This window comes from Kitasatospora sp. NPDC056273, assembly GCF_042268845.1.
Classification (GTDB): domain Bacteria; phylum Actinomycetota; class Actinomycetes; order Streptomycetales; family Streptomycetaceae; genus Kitasatospora.
Map to the genome: position 1 here is coordinate 54,717 of NZ_JBHJSJ010000015.1, position 14,903 is coordinate 69,619.

Sequence of the window (14,903 nt, forward strand, 5' to 3'; positions counted from 1 at the left end):
CCCTCAGTATGGCCGCGGCGGGCGCCCGTTCGGCCGGCTCGGGTGCCCGTGAGGGTGGCCCTGCCGGTACCAGGAAGTCCGGTCCGACGGAAGCGGCGCCCCTGAACGCCGGGCGCCGCGGCGTCCAGGATCGGAGCATCCGATCCGAAGGAGTCCCCCGTGAAGACGCTGATCGTCCACGCCCACCCGGAGCCGAAGTCGCTCAACAGCTCGCTGAAGGACCTCGCGGTGTCCACCCTGGAGACCGCCGGGCACGAGGTACGGGTGAGCGACCTGTACGCGATGAACTGGAAGGCGGTCGTGGATGCCGCGGACTACGGCCCCGAGGCCTCGAGTCCGCTGAGGTCGCTCTGGACTCGGGCCGGGCCTTCGAGGCCGGCACGCTCTCCCCGGACGTCCGCGCCGAGCAGGAGAAGCTGCTGTGGGCCGACACGATCGTCTTCCAGTTCCCGCTGTGGTGGTACACGATGCCCGCGATCCTCAAGGGGTGGGTGGACCGGGTGTTCACCTACCGCTTCGCGTACGGCGTCGGCGAGCACAGCGCCACCAGGTACGGCGAGCGCTTCGGCGAGGGCACCCTCGCGGGCCGGCGGGCACTGCTGTCGGTGACCGTCGGCGGCCCGGAGTCGCACTACGCCGCTCGCGGGATCAGCGGCCCCATCGACGATCTGCTGTTCCCGTTCCAGCACGGCGTCCTCTACTACCCGGGCATCGAGGTGCTGCCGCCGTTCGTGCTGTACGGCAGCGACCGGATGACCGACGAGGACTACCCGGCCGTCGCCCGGGCCTGGGAGCGGCGCCTGCTCACCCTGGAGTCGACCGAGCCGATCGCGTTCCGGCGGCAGAACTTCGGCGACTACGAGATCCCCTCGCTGCACCTGAAGGAGGGGCTGGAGCCCGCGGGCCGCACGGGGTTCGGGCTGCACGTGCGCGGCTGAGGGCGGTCGACTCGGTCCACCGACTCGGTCTGTCGGCTCGGTCCACCGACTCAGTCTGCCGGCTCGGTCCACCGACTCGGACCGTCGGCTCGGTCTGCTACTTCAGTCCGGCGGCTGGGTCGAGCAACCCAGTCCGGCGGCTGGGTCGAGCAACCCAGTCCATCGGCTGGGTCGAACGACAAAGTCCGGCGGCTGGGTCGAACAACCCAGTTCTCCGACTCAGTCCGCCGGCGACCGCTCCGCGGGCCCCCGGCGCCGCGGGCCCCGGGCGGGACCGCCTCGCTGCTCGTACGTCCACACCGCCAGCTGCGTGCGCGAGGCGAGCCCCAGTTTACCCAGGATGCGTTCGACGTGGTTCTCCGCGGTCCGCTGCGCGATGGTGAGGCGCGCCGCGATGTCCTTGTTGGTGAGGCCCTCGGCGACCAGTTCCGCGACCTGGCTCTCGCGCTTCGTCAGGCCCGGCACCCCGGCCGGGTCGTCGAGGACGTGGGCCATCGCCTCGTCCACGGTGGCGCGCGCTCCGCGGCGGAACTCCCGGTCGAAGGCGGCCGCGCCCAGCGCCTCCCGTACCGCGGCGTCCAGGCGCAGGTGCTGGGTGCGCATGAACGGCGCCGCGCCGAGCCGCCCGCCCAGTGACTCCCACAGCAGGTGCAGTACGCCCAGGAGCCGGGCAGTGCGCCGCGGGTCGTTCCGGGTGCTCCAGGCGACGACCTCCACGCACATGGCCACGTCCCACCAGTCCTGGAACGGGCGCAGCCGGGCGATGGCCGCCCTGGCGTGCGTGGTCGCGTCGGCGGGCGCGTCCGCGCGCAGGGCCAGCAGGGCGCGGGCGAGCAGGGCCATGCCGTGCAGCCATGACTCGCCGTGCGTGCGGGCGGCCGCCTCGACCTCGCCGCACGCCTCCTCGGCCACGGCGGCCTCGCCCCCGCAGGCGTGCGCGATGGCGAACTTGACCCGGCACTCGAGGGCCGCGTCGAGGCAGCCCAGCGCGCGGAACTCGGTGCGCGCCCGCGCGAACAGTTCGGCGGCGCTCGCGTAGTCCTCGCGCCAGACGGCGAGGATCCCGTGGTGGTGCCACACCCACGCCGACTCCCGCCGATGGCCGCCCTGTTCGGCCGCCGCCTCGCACGCGGCGAGCGCCTGCCGTACGTCGGCGTCCGGGTCGCCCTGCAGGATGCGCAGGTACGTGTCGGTGACCCGGGCGAGGACACGGACGGCCGTCTCCGGCCCCGTCGCGCCGTCACCGCGACTGTCACCGTCACCGCCGTCCTGCGCGTGGTCGGCGGCGAGCAGCTGCGACAGCCAGTGGCGCCCCTCGGACAGCAGGCCCGCGGTCATCCAGTAGTGCCGGGGCGACACGGCCAGGGCCAGACCGGCCCGCGCCTGCCCGGGCCGCTCCAGGCAGAATCCCAGAGCGGCGCGCAGGTTCGGGTGGTCCAGGCGAAGGCGCGTGAACCAGTCGACCTGCCGGGGCCCGAACCACTCCCGCGCGGCTCGTGCGGTCAGTTCGGCGTACCGGTCCCGGTGGCGGCCGCGCAGGGCGTCGAGCGAGCCGGACGCGGCCAGCCGCTGGTACCCGTACTCCCGTACCGTCTCCAGCATGTGGTAGCGCGAACGTCCTTGCACATGGCGGCAGTTGACGATCGACCGGGCCACCAGGCCGTCGAGGGCGTCGAGCAGGGCGGCGGGCGACAGTTCGGCGTCCGCGCAGACCCGTTCGAGGCTCTCCAGGTCGAAGCCGCCGCGGAACACCGAGGCCCGCGCCCACAGCAACCGCTCGCGCTCCGTGCACAGTTCGTGGCTCCAGTCGATCAATGCGCGCAGGGTGCGCTGCCGGTCGGCGGCGACGCTGCTCCCGCCGGTGAGCAGCGCGAACCGGTCCGTGAGCCGCTCCAGGATCTCCTGCGGCGTCAGGCTCCGGATGCGGGCGGCCGCCAGTTCGATCGCGAAGGGCAGCCCGTCCAGGCGGCGGACAAGCTCGGCGACGGCGGCGGCGTCCGGCCTGGTCAGGGTGAAGCCGGGCAGCACGGCGGCGGCCCGGTCGACGAACAGCGCGACGGCCGGATTGCCGTTCAGGTCGCGCAGGCCGTGACCCGCGCGCGCCTCCGGCACCGGCAACGGCTCCACGGGGAAGACCTGTTCGCCCGCGATGCCGAGCGGCTGCCGGCTCGTCGCCAGGACGCGCAGTCCGGGCGCGGCCCGCAGCAGCGCGTCGGTGAGGCGGGCGCACGCGTCGACCAGGTGCTCGCAGTTGTCCAGGACCAGCAGGGCGCGCCGCTCGCGCAGCCGGGCGGCGAGGACGGCCGCCGCGCCAGCGCCGGGGTGCCCCGGATTCGCCACGTCGAGGGTGCCGAGGACGCTCGACGCGAGCAGCTCCGGGTCCCGGAGGTCGGCGAGTTCGGCGACGTACACGCCGTCGGGGAAGGCGGAGCGCGCCGCGTCCGCCGCCACGCGCAGCGCCAGCCGGGTCTTGCCCACGCCTCCGGTGCCGCTGAGCGTCACCAGACGCGCGCCGGACAGCAGCCGGGCGATCCGGACCGTGTCCGCCCGCCGCCCGATCAGCGGCGTCAGTTCGGCGTCGAAGCCGCCGAGGCCGGCGAACGTCCCCGCGGCTGCCCCCGTTCCCATGGGTGGTCATCCTACGGACGCGCGCTGACGGTACCGGCACGGAAAGCGTGCGGGAATTGAGTAGTTCTCCCGTTGTCCCCCGCACGCACCCGCCCGAGACTCGACGACGCGGTATCGGACGGCTATGCGAGGTGTGTGGTGACGGCAGGCACGGCGGCGGGGTCGGAGCGGAGCGGGCGGCTGCTGGGGCAGCGGGTGTGGACCTACCAGGGGGCCTACGTACGCAGGCCGACGACCGCGCTGGTCGTGCTCCTCATCCTGTTCGGCGTGCTGTGCTCCCTCGTCGGCAAGTACTACGACGAGGACTCCTCGTTCCGCCTCGCGTTCTGGGCCCTGCCCGTGGCGGCCCTGGGGTGCCTCGCCCTGTGCGTGCGGCACGCCCGGATCCGGATCCGGGAGTACGAGCACGGCTTCGAGCTGCGCCGGCCGGGGCGCCGCACGCTGCGGTACGCGTGGCAGGAGATCGCCTCCGTCGAGTCGACCCGGGTGTCCGTCCACTTCAACTCGGCGCACTCGCACGACGTGCTCAAGACCGTGATCCGCCCCTACGCGGGCGGCCGGATCCGCCTCCGGGGCCTGGACTACATCAGGGTCCAGGAGGAGTGCGGCTTCTGGCGGATGATCACGAAGGCGCACCCCACCACCGGCGCGCGCTTCGTCTCGGACGCGACGCAGTCCGTCGCCGTGGCCCGTGCGCAACGCCTCCTGGACGAGCTCGGCGCGGGCGGGTCGTTCCGCTGGGGCGCCCTGACCTTCACCGCCGAGGGGATGACCCTCTCCCCGTTCCCCGCGCCGATCGCCTGGTCCCGGATCGCCCTCGTCTCCGCGCGCCCGGCGGACGGTGTCCGGCTCGACGTCCGGGGACTGGCCTCGCACGTCGGCAGCCGGGCCCTGTCGGGGCGCGCGACGAAGGCGGGTTACCGCACCGAAGGGGACCGGCTGGAGGTGTTCGTGCCCGTCCGCCGCCCCGGATCGGACTACGTGGCGCTGAGCGTCCTGCTCGCCCACGGCGCCGCCCTGCGGAACGGGCAGGACCAAGGACACGAGGGATAGCGAGGGCGGGCCGAGCCCCAAGCGGTCTACGGCCGGCGGCGGGTGGGCCCGGGCCGCAGGGCCTCGGCGGCGGCCGCCGCGACGGCCTCGGCGACCGTGGACAGGGCGGGCGAGTCCAGCTTCCACTGCTGCCAGTACAGGGGGACGTCCATCGGCCGGGCGGGTGCCAGCTCCACCAGCCGCCCGGAGCGCAGCAGCGGCTCGGCCTGGGGTTCGGGCACGAGGCCCCAGCCGAGACCGGCGGCCACCGCGTCCCGGAACCCGTCCGAGGCGGGCACCAGGTGGCGGATCCGCCCGGCGCCCGACCGCCCCCGGGTGAGGGACCGGACGAACTCGTCCTGGAGCTCGTCGCGCCGGTCGAAGGCCACGGTGGGGGCCCGGCCCAGATCCTCGGCCAGGTCCCCGGTGAGATGACGGGTCGCGAACTCCGGTGTGGCCACGGCCAGGTAGCGGGCCAGCCCGAGCCGCCGCACGGTGCAGCCGGCCACCGGGTCGGGCGAGGAGGTGACGGCGGCCATCACCTGGCCCTCGCGCAGCAGGGCGGTGGTGTGGGCCTCGTCCTCCCGGTGGAGCTCGAAGCAGATCGGCGGGTCCTGCGGCACCCGGGTGAGCGCGGGCAGGAACCAGGTCGCGAGGGAGTCGGCGTTGACCGCGATCGGGACCCGGGCCGGGCCCTGCTCGGCCGCCAGGCCCAGTTCGGCGCGGGCGTCGCGTTCCAGCCGGGCCAGCTGGCGGGCGAACCGGACCACCACCTCGCCTGACTCGGTGGGCCGCACCGGCTTGGTGCGCATCAGCAGGACCCTCCCGGTGCGCTGCTCCAGGGCCTTGACGCGCTGGCTGACGGCGGAGGGGGTCACGTGCAGTGCGGCGGCCGCGGCGTCGAAGGTGCCCTCGTCGACCACCGCGAGCAGGGTCCGGACCTGGTCCAGGGGAAGCTCGTCCATAAGTACGGCTAAGGTTACTTTAGAATCTTTAGCTGTACTCATCTATACGCGGTCCATACGGTCGGACCCATGACCAGCAGCACCATCGCCGCCGCACTCGCCGGATTCGGTACCGGACTCTCCCTCATCGTGGCCATCGGGGCCCAGAACGCGTTCGTCCTGCGCCAGGGCGCCCGCAGGCACGCCGTCCTCGCGGTCGTCGCCATCTGCGCCGTCTCGGACGCGGCGCTGATCGCGCTCGGCGTGACGGGGGTGGGCACGGTGGTCACGGCCTGGCCCGCGGCGCTGACCGCGGTGGGCCTGGTCGGCGGGGCGTTCCTGCTCTGCTACGGCTTCCTGGCGGCCCGACGGGTGCTGCGCCCGGATCCGGCGGCCGCGCTCACCGGCGGCGGACCGGAGACCGGGTCCGTCCGGCGAGCGGTCCTCACCTGCCTGGCGATGACCTGGCTGAACCCGCACGTGTACCTCGACACCGTGCTCCTACTGGGCTCGCTCGCCTCCGACCGCGGCGACCTGCGCTGGGCCTTCGGCGCGGGCGCGGCGCTGGCCAGCCTGTGCTGGTTCGCCGCCCTGGGCTTCGGCGCCCGGCTGCTGAGCGGCGTCCTGTCCCGGCCGAGGGCCTGGCGGGTGCTGGACGGACTGGTCGCGGCGACCATGCTGGCGATGGGCGGGATGCTCCTCGCCGGGGCGTAGGGCGCCCTGACCTACCGGCCCCGGCTGCCACCCGCGTGGGTGGCCGGCCATGGTGGCATCCGACCCGACCAGGCCGGATGCCATCCTTCGTCCGACGCCATACGGACCCGCGGGCGTACGCGCGGGTTCACGACGCGGGGCCGGGGCCGTGCCCGGGGGTCAGGGCTGCTGCGGGTCGGTCCGCGGGCCGAACCGGCCCGTCAGCCGGACCGCCGCGAGGGCGACCGCGTACCCGACGGTGAACAGCACCACCAGGAACAGGACAGCGGTCGCGTTCATGACGTAGTAGCCCGTCAGCGTGGGGGCGACCACGGGCGGCACCCCCAGGACGACGGCCGTCAGGGCCGCCGAGCGGACCGTACGGGTGGTGCAGGCGACGGCCGCGCCGACGACCACTGGGGCGACGAGGGGGAATCCGGTCCGGAAGAACACTCCCTCCCCCGGGCCGGAGACCAGGACGAGGGCGACGTCCGAGGCCGTGGTGGCGAGCACGACCGCCCACGGTACGGCGGAGCGCGGTCGCGTGGTGCGGTCCGGCGGGGCGGCCAGCAGCACCAGGGCGTTGAGGGCGAACAGCACCGTGTCCGGGCCGACCAGACCGTAGGTCAGCGGGCCCCGCGCGTGCGCACCGGGCAGTTCGGGTCCCGCGAGCAGAACGAGCAGCGGGGCCACGACGGTGGCCGCCGCCAGGGCGCGGGCCGCCGTCCAACGGCCGGTCAGCGCCGCGACGGCCATCAGCACCGCCGGGACGAGCAGCGCCATCGTGGCGCCGAGCGACCCGACGCGCATCCCGCCGTCCGGGTCGGTGGCGGCCCGGACCGCCCAATAGAGGTGCACGGCCGCGTAGCCGCCGGCCAGTGCGGCGGCGAGCGGGGCCGCGGTGGCCAGGGCCCGGCCCGCCGGCCGGTGGGAGACCAGGCCGAGCCGGACCCGGACGCCGTGCCCCGCCACATCGGCCACCTCGCGCAGAGCGGCGAGCGGACTCGCGGTTCGGACGCGGCGCTCGGCGTGATCGGCGACCTCCGCCAGCGCGTGGGTGCCGTAGGAGGCCGGGTAGAGGGCGAGGGCGCGGCGCAGCAGGTGGGCCGTCAGGCGGCCCTCCCTGACCTGCTCCTGGTGATCCTGGTGGTCCTGGTGGTCCTGGTGCGCGGTCATGCCGGGCCTCCCGCGAGCCTGTTCCGGGTGATGGCGAGGCGGCGGTCGGCCTCGCGGAGGGCGGCCCGCAGCCGCCGGCTCTCGTCGGTGAGGGCCTGGGTGCCGGTCGGGGTGAGGGCGAAGACGCGGCGGGGTCGCCCGTCGACCGTCTCCTCCCGTTCGACCCGGATGAGGCCTTCGGCGAGCAGTCGGTCGAGCGTGCCGTACAGGCTTCCGGCGCCGAGCCGGACCCGGCCGTCGGAGATCGCGGCGACCTCGTCGCCGAGCGCGTAGCCGTGCCGGGGCTGGTCGGCGAGGGCGGTGAGCAGCAGGAAGGTGGGCTCCTGCATGGAGCGTTTCTTCGTCACGCCGATCACCATAGTACGGTCACCGTAGTGTCCGGAAGAGCGGGTGCGATCGGAGGCGAGGAAGGGGCGCGCACCGCCCATCCGCCAGGACCAACGCACACCCGGGCAGCCGGTAAGGCTTGCCTTGCCATGGAGTCGGGCCCGCCTCTATGGTGAAGTCCTCAGAGGACCTGAAGACCTGGGGACCTGAGGACTACTTGGGGAGAGTGATCATGTCAGACCTCCATGCCCTGACGCTGGCCGAACAGGCGGCGGCGATCCGCGGGCGCACCGTCTCGCCGACCGAACTCGTCGACCACCACCTGCGCCGGATCGAGGAACTCGACGGCGTGCTCGGCGCCTACCGCACGGTCGACGCGCCCGGCGCCCGCCGGGCCGCCCGTGCGGCCGAGGCCCGGCTGGCCGCCGCCGGGGACGGCCCCGGGCTGCCGCCGCTGCTCGGCGTGCCGCTGTCGGTGAAGGACACCTGGCCGGTCGGCGGGCTCCCGTTCACCGCGGGCTCCGCCGCCTTCGACGACCGCACCGCTCCGCAGGACGCCGCCGTGGTCGGCGCCCTCCGGGCCGCGGGCGGCGTACTGCTGGGCACCACCACGGCCGCCGAGTTCGGCTGCTCCGCCTACACGGAGACGGTCCACGCGACCGCGCGCAGCCCGTACGACCCCGGCCGCGGCGCCGGGGGTTCCAGCGGCGGGGCGGCCGCCTCGGTCTCCGCCGGGCTGGCCGCCGGGGCCCTGGGCAGCGACGGCGGCGGCTCGGTCCGGATCCCGGCCGCCGCCTGCGGCGTGGTCGGCCTCAAGCCCAGCCGGGGCCGGGTGACGACCGCCCCCGGCACGGACGCCTTCGGGCTGGCCACCGCCGGCCCGCTGGCCCGGACGGTACTGGACGCGGCCCTCCTGCTGGACGTCATGGCCGGCAGCGTCCCGGGCGACGGCAGCACCCTGCCCGCCTCCCCCGCCGGCCACTTCAGGTCCTGCGTCGAACGCGAGCCCGGCCCGCTGCGGATCGGCGTCCTGCCCCGGACGGACGGGTGGCACCCGGAGGCCGCGCTGGCCTCCCGCCGCACCGCCGACCTGCTCGCCGACCTCGGCCACCGGGTGGAGGAGGCCCCGCCGTTCGACCCCGCCGAGTACGTGCCGGACTTCACCGTGCTGTGGAGCATGCTGGCCGCCGCCGTGCCCGTCCCGCCGGAGCGGGAGGACCGGCTGCTGCCGCTGACCCGCTGGCTGCGCGCCCGGGGCAACGAGCACAGCGCGGGCCGGCTGGCCGCCGCGATGGCCTCGCTGACCGCCACCGCCCGGACGATCTGCCACCGGTACGACCGCTTCGACGCGGTGCTGAGCCCCACGACGGACCAACCGCCGCTGCCGGTCGGGTCGTTGGCCGACCCGGACGACCCGGAGCGGACCTACGCCCGGATGCTCGCCGTCACCCCGCGCACGCCGGTGGCGAACCTCACCGGCCGGCCGTCGATCAGCCTGCCGCTGCACTGGACCCCGGACGGACTGCCGATCGGCGTGATGCTGACCGCCCGGCTCCACCAGGAGGGCCTCCTGCTCTCCCTCGGCGCCCAGCTGGAACGGGCCCGGCCCTGGCACCACCACGCCGCCCGGCAGGCGGCCGTCCTGGAGCGGGCGACCGGGCAGAACACGGCGCGGCCCGAGCGGGGGACGCGGTGAAGCGCGGACAGCTGGCCTTCCTGACCGGCACCCACATCGTCAACGACCTCTACCAGGGCGCCGTCCCGGCGCTGCTGCCCTTCCTGATGTCCCAGCGGCACTACAGCTACACCGCCGTCTCCGGCATCGCCCTGGCCGCGAGCGGCCTGTCCAGCGTGGTCCAGCCGCTGTTCGGCCTGCTGGTCGACCGCCGCCCCCGCGGCTGGCTCATCCCGGCCGGCTTCCTCACCGCCGCGGCCGGGATCACCGGTGCGGCCCTCGCCGACAGCTACCCGCTGACCTGGCTCTTCGCCGCGCTGGCCGGCATCGGCATCGCCGCCTACCACCCGGCCGCCACCAACCAGGCCCGGGTCGCCGGCGGACAGTCCCAGCGGGCGATGAGCCTGTTCTCCGTCGGGGGCACCCTCGGCGCCTCGCTGGCACCGGCCCTGGTCACCCTCGTGGTCGGCTCGTACGGCCTGGGCGGCAGCTGGCTGCTGGCCGTCCCGGCGCTGGTGACGGCCCTGCTGTGGGCCGCGCAGGGCCGCTGGCTGCGGTACCGCGGCCACACCCCGGCGACCCCGGCCGCCGCCCGGGGCGCGGCGACGAGCGCCCACCGCGACGACTGGCGGGCGTTCGGACGCCTCGCCGCGACCACCGTCGCCTGGTCGATCCCCTACGTGACCGTCACCTCGATGCTCGCCCTCCACATCCAGCGCGACCTCCACGGCTCGACGGGAACCGGCGCCGCGGCGCTGACCCTGCTCACCCTGGCCGGGGCGGCCGGCACCCTGCTCGGCGGCTGGCTCGGCGACCGGCACGGACGGATGACCCCGATCCGCACCGGCTACCTGCTGGCCGTCCCCGCCCTGGCCGCCGTGGCCTTCGCACCCTCCGTCGCGGTCGCCATGGCCGGCGCGGTGGCGTTCGGACTGGCCATGTTCCTGCCCTTCGCCCCGCAGGTGACACTCGCCCAGGACTACCTGCCCACCCGGCCCGGCACCGCCAGCGGGCTGACCCTCGGACTCGCCATGTCCGTGGGCGGCCTCGCCGCACCGGCGCTCGGCGGCCTGGCCGACGCCCACGGCCTGCGGACCGTCCTCGCCCTGGTCCTCGGCGTGCTGGCGCTCGGACTCGGCTCCGCGCTGCGGCTGCGCGACCGCGTACTGCCGGAGGCGGGGCCGGAGCAGGGGCCGGAACCGGCCCCGGAACGGGTGAACGAGCAGGCCGCCACGGGTGCGGCACCCGGAGGACGATAGGGTCGTCCTCATGACTGTTCGCCCGGTACGCCATCGCTCACTGGTGGAGGAAGCCACGGCCGAGCTGCGCCGACTGATCGGCACGGGCGAGTGGCCGGTCGGCAGCAAACTGCCCGGTGAGGTGGAGCTGAGCCGACTCCTCGGAGTCGGCCGGACCACCTCCCGCGAGGCCGTCCGGGTGCTGATCGCCGACGGCCAGCTGCGCGCCCGTCAGGGCTCGGGCACGTACGTGGCCGCCGCCGCCCCGGTCTCGGAGTTCGACCGGGAGCTGCGGCGCTCGGAGGTCTTCGACGTGTACGAGGTCCGGGCGGCGCTGGAGGTGGAGGCGGGCCGGCTGGCCGCGCAGCGGCGCACCGAGGCGGACGTCGCCGCGCTCCGGGCGGCGCTGGCCGCCCGCGACGCGGCCGCCGACCCGGCCGAGCTCGTCGAGACCGACCTGGAACTGCACCGCCAGGTCGTCCGGGCGGCGCACAACCCGGTGCTCATCCGCCTCTTCGACTCCTTCGTCGACGCGCTGCGCGAAGCGGCCGGCCACGTGGTGGCCGACAACCGGCTCCACGACGGCGTCGAAGCGGAGGGCATCACCCATGCGCACCGCACCCTGGTCGAGGCGATCGCCGCGGGTGACCCGGACGCCGCCGTCGCGGCGACCCAGGCCAACCTGGACCACACCCTCGACAGACTGCGCGCCACGGGCACCGGACCACGCTGAGCCGGCCGCACCCGCGCCCGACCGCCTCGGGCCCGGAAGGCCGGTGTCCGGTCGTACTGTCGTTAGGCCCCCGGGTCCGGCGGTTCCTACCGACAGGAGCCGCCGGACCCGTCCTCGTCGCCGAGCCGAACCTGGCTCCCCGCTGAGGAGTTGCCCACCGAGGCCAGGTAGGCGGCGGTCAGCTCGGGGGTGGCCAGCCAGGCGGCATAGTCGCGCGCTTCGGCGTAGGTGTTGGCGAGCCGGCGGCCGACCTCCGGGTGTTCGGCGGCGGCCGCGAACACCCCCTGGAGGTGGTCCGGCACGGTCAGCATCGCGGCGGTGAACTCGACGCTGTGGCGGGCCTGTTGCTGCCAGAACCGCTCGGCGGTGCGGCACATCCAGTCGGCCGTGTACGGGGCGTCGCCGTGCTCCACGACGGCCCGGCGATAGGCCTCGGCCGCCCGGGCGGCGTTGTTGGCGCCCTGCCCGGCGATCGGGTCGGTCACCACCACCGCGTCGCCGAGGCCCAGCACGTGGACGGCGTCCACGCCCGAGCCGAGCTCCGCCACCGCGCGCCGGACCACCGGGGTGACCGCGCCGAACAGCCCGGCCCCGGCGTCGGTCGGCTCGGCCCCCGTCCAGAGCTCCGCCTCCCAGGGCAGGTACTCGGCCAACAACTCGCGGATCCGGGCCAGTTGGACGTCCGGCGGCGGGGCGTCGCCGAACGCGTCCAGCGGGCCGCCGGGCAGCGCCTCCCAGAGCAGGATGTCGCAGGGGCCGGAGAGGGTGAGCGCCGGCTGCAGGTACAGCTCGCCGAGGCCGGGCAGGGCGTTCATCCGGGCCCTCGGCCCGGCGGCCGGGTCCGGCGAGCCGACGCCGTGCGCGTACAGGCAGGACAGGGCCCGCTGCGGCCCGTCGAACGGTGAGCGGACGGCGTCGCGTTCGAAGATCCCGGACAGGGCGCCGCGGCCGGCCGCGACCACGGTCAGCTCGTGCCGACGGGCCAGCTCGTGCAGCCCGCCGCGGTCCAGCGTGCGGTACTCGACCACGCCGCCGCGCTCGGCCAGCAGTTCCAGCCAGCCGGCCAGTTTGAGCCGCTGGTCCACCGACTGGGCGGGCTCGTCCAGCGTCATGGTGTACTCCAGCGCCCGCACGCCGGGGGGCGCCGCCAGCACCGCCTCCACCGAGGAGACGGCCGGCGCCTGCTCCGCCCAGAGGTCCAGCCCGGCCGCCGCCTCGATCCGCAGGGCGGGGCCGAACATCGCCTGGGTGGACAGCACCCGGCCGCCGCGCAGCTGCTCCGGGGTGCGCTCGGCGACCAGCGTCACCCGGTACCCGTCCGCCACCAGCCCGAGCGCGAGTTGGAGGCCGGCCTGGCCCGCTCCGACGACGGCGATCCGGCGCACGCTGCCTCCTGGTGGTCTGTTGACGGTCCGTCAAGCAGGCACAGTAGTCGAGCGAGCGCGCTCCGGTCACCGGTGGCGGGCGCATCCGTTCGAAGGAGGCGGCGGCGTGCGGACCGCGCCGCCGCCCCGGCCGCCCCGGGCCGGCTCAGCCGCGCAGGTGCGCGGTGAGCACCTCCACCACGTCCTGGGTCCGGTCGGCCAGGTAGAAGTGCCCACCCTGGAAGACCCGCAGGTCGAAGGGGCCGGTGGTGTGCCGCTCCCACTGGCCGACCTGGTCGACGGTGGCGTGCGCGTCGGACTCCCCCGCCAGGGCGGTGATCGGCAGCGACACGGTCGCGTCCGGGGTGCTGCAGTAGGTCTCGACGGCCATGTAGTCGGCCCGCAGGCTCGGCAGGACCAGCTCGCGCAGGCCGGGCACGGCGAAGATCCGGTCGTCCGTGCCGCCGAGCGCGGAGATCTCGGCGAGCAGTTCGTCGTCCGGCAGCTGGTGGACCCTGGTCGTCCGGGGCAGCGAGGGCGCGCGGCCGGCCGAGACGACCAGCCGGTCCGGCCCCCGTACGCCGTCGCGCTCGAAGCAGCGGACCGTCTCGAAGGCGACGGCCGCACCCATGCTGTGCCCGAAGAAGGTGAGCGGCCGGTCCGCCCACTCCCGCAGCTCCCGGGCGAGCTGCTCGGCGAGGCCGGTCACCGAGCCGATCGTCGGCTCGCCGATGCGGTTCTGCCGGCCCGGGTACTGGACGGCGAGCACATCGGCGTGCGGCGCCAGCGCGTTGGCGTACTCCAGGTAGTAGCTGGCCGAGCCGCCGGCGTGCGGGAAGATCACGATCCGGGCGGGCGCGGAGTCGGACGGGTTGAATCTGCGGAACCACGGATTCTCGACGACGGCGCTGCTGGACATGCGGGGTGCGACCTCTCTCCGTGACGGACTCTGCAGGCCCCAGTCTGGCAGTGCCGGGCCCCGCCGCGGGCGCGAAGTGACGATCATGACCCTCCGGCAGGCCGGTTCTCGCCGGTGCCCCACCGGCCGCCCTCCGCGCTTGACTGCGTGACCGGGGCATCGACTGGATGCCCATCGCCGCGGAAGCGGTGCGCAGTGACCTGCTCTGCGGGGTCGGACCGGACGGCCGGTGGCACGGCTGGTTCGACGTCCGGGTCCACGCCGACGCCCTGCGGACGATCGGGCTGCACCCCGAGCAGGCGTCCGCGGTCGTCAACGGACCTTCCCCGCCCGGCTGGTGGCACGCCGAGGCCGAGCGCCGGGCCCGTCGGTGACGGCGGCCGCCGGCCCGGCTCAGCCCGCCGCGCCGAAGCGGACCGTCTCGGCGCGGGAGCGGGAGGCCGCGTCCAGCAGCAGGACGGACGAGGCCTCCGGGGTCGGCATCGGGCCGCCGGTGCGCACGTGCCGGGTGAAGGCGGCCAACAGCCGCTCCAGGCCGCGGCGGTGGCGGGCGAAGACCCGGCCGGAGGCGTGCCGGCCGCGGGCCCGCTGGCCGTCCAGCGCGGTGGCGGCGCCGACGTCCAGCAGCACCAGGTGCAGTTCGCGGCCCCGGCGGGCCGCTTCCCGGGCGAGCCAGCGCCGCATCCAGGCGCGGCTGCCGCAGTCGTGCACCAGCAGCGGGCCGCCGCCGCGCACCGAGGAGCGCAGCAGCCGGAAGTGCTCCAGCCGGGCCCACGGCCGGTACACCGCGTACGGCAGGGCGGCGGGCATCACGGCCTCGCAGGCCTCGTGCACCGTCCGCGGGTCCACGGCCCGGACCGCCGCCCCGGACCAGCGCCGCAGCAGCGTGCTCTTCCCGGCCCCCGGCAGCCCGGACACCACCACGACGGCGTCGGCCGGGTAGGCGGTGACGAACCCCGCCCCGGCCTCGCCCCGCAGATCGACCACGCCGCGCGGCGCCACGACCGCATCCACCCCGCCGCCCACCAGTCCGAGCCCCCGTTCACGTCCGACCGGGAACCCTAACAACAACGCCCGGCCGGCCGCTCGGCGGATCCGGCCGGACCGGGCCTCGGCGTCGGGCGTACGCACCTCATGGAGAGGAAGCGGGGGCGCCCTCCGGCCGGGGACCGAGGGGACCCCGCAGGCCCGCACCGGCCCGTCGGCGCCCACCCGCGCCCGTCGGGACTCCTGGGC

Annotated in this window: 13 protein-coding genes and 1 pseudogene; 7 read left to right on the plus strand and 7 right to left on the minus strand. The window is 75.5% G+C overall.

Going from position 1 to position 14,903, the window contains the following annotated elements; translation table 11 throughout:
- Positions 1-159: 159 nt before the first annotated feature.
- A pseudogene (locus tag ACFCY1_RS16100) lies at positions 160-938 on the plus strand (NAD(P)H-dependent oxidoreductase).
- A gap of 219 nt (positions 939-1,157) precedes the next feature.
- Here the strand turns inward: ACFCY1_RS16100 and ACFCY1_RS16105 are convergent.
- Positions 1,158-3,566: a LuxR C-terminal-related transcriptional regulator gene (locus ACFCY1_RS16105; protein ID WP_375874951.1), complete on the minus strand. Its 2,409-nt coding sequence runs from the start codon at positions 3,564-3,566 to the stop codon at positions 1,158-1,160.
- A 138-nt stretch (positions 3,567-3,704) separates the two neighbouring features.
- On the opposite strand from ACFCY1_RS16105, the gene ACFCY1_RS16110 reads away from it, so the two are divergent.
- Positions 3,705-4,619: a hypothetical protein gene (locus tag ACFCY1_RS16110; RefSeq protein ID WP_375874952.1), complete on the plus strand. Its 915-nt coding sequence runs from the start codon at positions 3,705-3,707 to the stop codon at positions 4,617-4,619.
- A gap of 26 nt (positions 4,620-4,645) precedes the next feature.
- Here the strand turns inward: ACFCY1_RS16110 and ACFCY1_RS16115 are convergent, their stop codons facing one another.
- On the minus strand, positions 4,646-5,563 hold the full coding sequence (locus ACFCY1_RS16115) for a LysR family transcriptional regulator ArgP (RefSeq protein WP_375874953.1): 918 nt from the start codon (positions 5,561-5,563) through the stop codon (positions 4,646-4,648).
- Between the two features lie 69 nt (positions 5,564-5,632).
- Between ACFCY1_RS16115 and ACFCY1_RS16120 the strand changes: the two genes are divergently transcribed.
- A complete protein-coding gene (locus ACFCY1_RS16120) occupies positions 5,633-6,256 on the plus strand; it encodes a LysE/ArgO family amino acid transporter (protein ID WP_049651185.1) in 624 nt (207 codons plus the stop codon).
- 159 nt (positions 6,257-6,415) lie between these two features.
- Here the strand turns inward: ACFCY1_RS16120 and ACFCY1_RS16125 are convergent, their stop codons facing one another.
- Together ACFCY1_RS16125 and ACFCY1_RS16130 are read right to left on the minus strand one after the other, a co-directional pair.
- Positions 6,416-7,411: a hypothetical protein gene (locus ACFCY1_RS16125; RefSeq protein ID WP_375874954.1), complete on the minus strand. Its 996-nt coding sequence runs from the start codon at positions 7,409-7,411 to the stop codon at positions 6,416-6,418.
- Positions 7,408-7,740 (minus strand): PadR family transcriptional regulator, encoded by a 333-nt coding sequence (locus tag ACFCY1_RS16130; RefSeq protein ID WP_079272352.1) that lies wholly within the window; start codon positions 7,738-7,740, stop codon positions 7,408-7,410. Before ACFCY1_RS16130 ends, ACFCY1_RS16125 begins: the two co-directional genes overlap by 4 nt.
- Positions 7,741-7,970: 230 nt before the next feature.
- On the opposite strand from ACFCY1_RS16130, the gene ACFCY1_RS16135 reads away from it, so the two are divergent.
- Genes ACFCY1_RS16135 through ACFCY1_RS16145 form a run of 3 tightly spaced genes read left to right on the plus strand, consistent with a single transcriptional unit; the run spans position 7,971 to position 11,384 of the window.
- On the plus strand, positions 7,971-9,434 hold the full coding sequence (locus ACFCY1_RS16135) for an amidase (RefSeq protein WP_375874955.1): 1,464 nt from the start codon (positions 7,971-7,973) through the stop codon (positions 9,432-9,434).
- Entirely contained in the window at positions 9,431-10,672 is a 1,242-nt protein-coding gene (locus ACFCY1_RS16140; RefSeq protein ID WP_375874956.1) for an MFS transporter, read from the plus strand. Before ACFCY1_RS16135 ends, ACFCY1_RS16140 begins: the two co-directional genes overlap by 4 nt.
- Before the next feature lie 10 nt (positions 10,673-10,682).
- Positions 10,683-11,384 (plus strand): FadR/GntR family transcriptional regulator, encoded by a 702-nt coding sequence (locus ACFCY1_RS16145; RefSeq protein WP_049657443.1) that lies wholly within the window; start codon positions 10,683-10,685, stop codon positions 11,382-11,384.
- Between the two features lie 86 nt (positions 11,385-11,470).
- On the opposite strand, the gene ACFCY1_RS16150 is transcribed toward ACFCY1_RS16145, so the two are convergent.
- Together ACFCY1_RS16150 and ACFCY1_RS16155 are read right to left on the minus strand one after the other, a co-directional pair.
- Entirely contained in the window at positions 11,471-12,769 is a 1,299-nt protein-coding gene (locus tag ACFCY1_RS16150; protein WP_375874957.1) for a styrene monooxygenase/indole monooxygenase family protein, read from the minus strand.
- A 145-nt stretch (positions 12,770-12,914) separates the two neighbouring features.
- A complete protein-coding gene (locus ACFCY1_RS16155) occupies positions 12,915-13,667 on the minus strand; it encodes a thioesterase II family protein (protein WP_375874958.1) in 753 nt (250 codons plus the stop codon).
- A 167-nt stretch (positions 13,668-13,834) separates the two neighbouring features.
- Here ACFCY1_RS16155 and ACFCY1_RS16160 point away from each other — a divergent pair, with 167 nt between their 5' ends.
- On the plus strand, positions 13,835-14,041 hold the full coding sequence (locus tag ACFCY1_RS16160) for a hypothetical protein (RefSeq protein WP_375874959.1): 207 nt from the start codon (positions 13,835-13,837) through the stop codon (positions 14,039-14,041).
- A gap of 19 nt (positions 14,042-14,060) precedes the next feature.
- Here the strand turns inward: ACFCY1_RS16160 and ACFCY1_RS16165 are convergent, their stop codons facing one another.
- On the minus strand, positions 14,061-14,798 hold the full coding sequence (locus tag ACFCY1_RS16165) for an AAA family ATPase (protein ID WP_375874960.1): 738 nt from the start codon (positions 14,796-14,798) through the stop codon (positions 14,061-14,063).
- Positions 14,799-14,903: the final 105 nt, after the last annotated feature.

Bases quoted from the DNA above. Each gene is read 5' to 3' on its own strand.
- ACFCY1_RS16105 (WP_375874951.1), bottom strand. From the start codon at position 3,566: ATGGGAACGGGGGCAGCCGCGGGGACGTTCGCCGGCCTCGGCGGCTTC.
- ACFCY1_RS16115 (WP_375874953.1), bottom strand. From the start codon at position 5,563: ATGGACGAGCTTCCCCTGGACCAGGTCCGGACCCTGCTCGCGGTGGTC.
- ACFCY1_RS16120 (WP_049651185.1), top strand. From the start codon at position 5,633: ATGACCAGCAGCACCATCGCCGCCGCACTCGCCGGATTCGGTACCGGA.
- ACFCY1_RS16125 (WP_375874954.1), bottom strand. From the start codon at position 7,411: ATGACCGCGCACCAGGACCACCAGGACCACCAGGATCACCAGGAGCAG.
- ACFCY1_RS16130 (WP_079272352.1), bottom strand. From the start codon at position 7,740: ATGCAGGAGCCCACCTTCCTGCTGCTCACCGCCCTCGCCGACCAGCCC.
- ACFCY1_RS16135 (WP_375874955.1), top strand. From the start codon at position 7,971: ATGTCAGACCTCCATGCCCTGACGCTGGCCGAACAGGCGGCGGCGATC.
- ACFCY1_RS16145 (WP_049657443.1), top strand. From the start codon at position 10,683: ATGACTGTTCGCCCGGTACGCCATCGCTCACTGGTGGAGGAAGCCACG.
- ACFCY1_RS16155 (WP_375874958.1), bottom strand. From the start codon at position 13,667: ATGTCCAGCAGCGCCGTCGTCGAGAATCCGTGGTTCCGCAGATTCAAC.
- ACFCY1_RS16160 (WP_375874959.1), top strand. From the start codon at position 13,835: ATGCCCATCGCCGCGGAAGCGGTGCGCAGTGACCTGCTCTGCGGGGTC.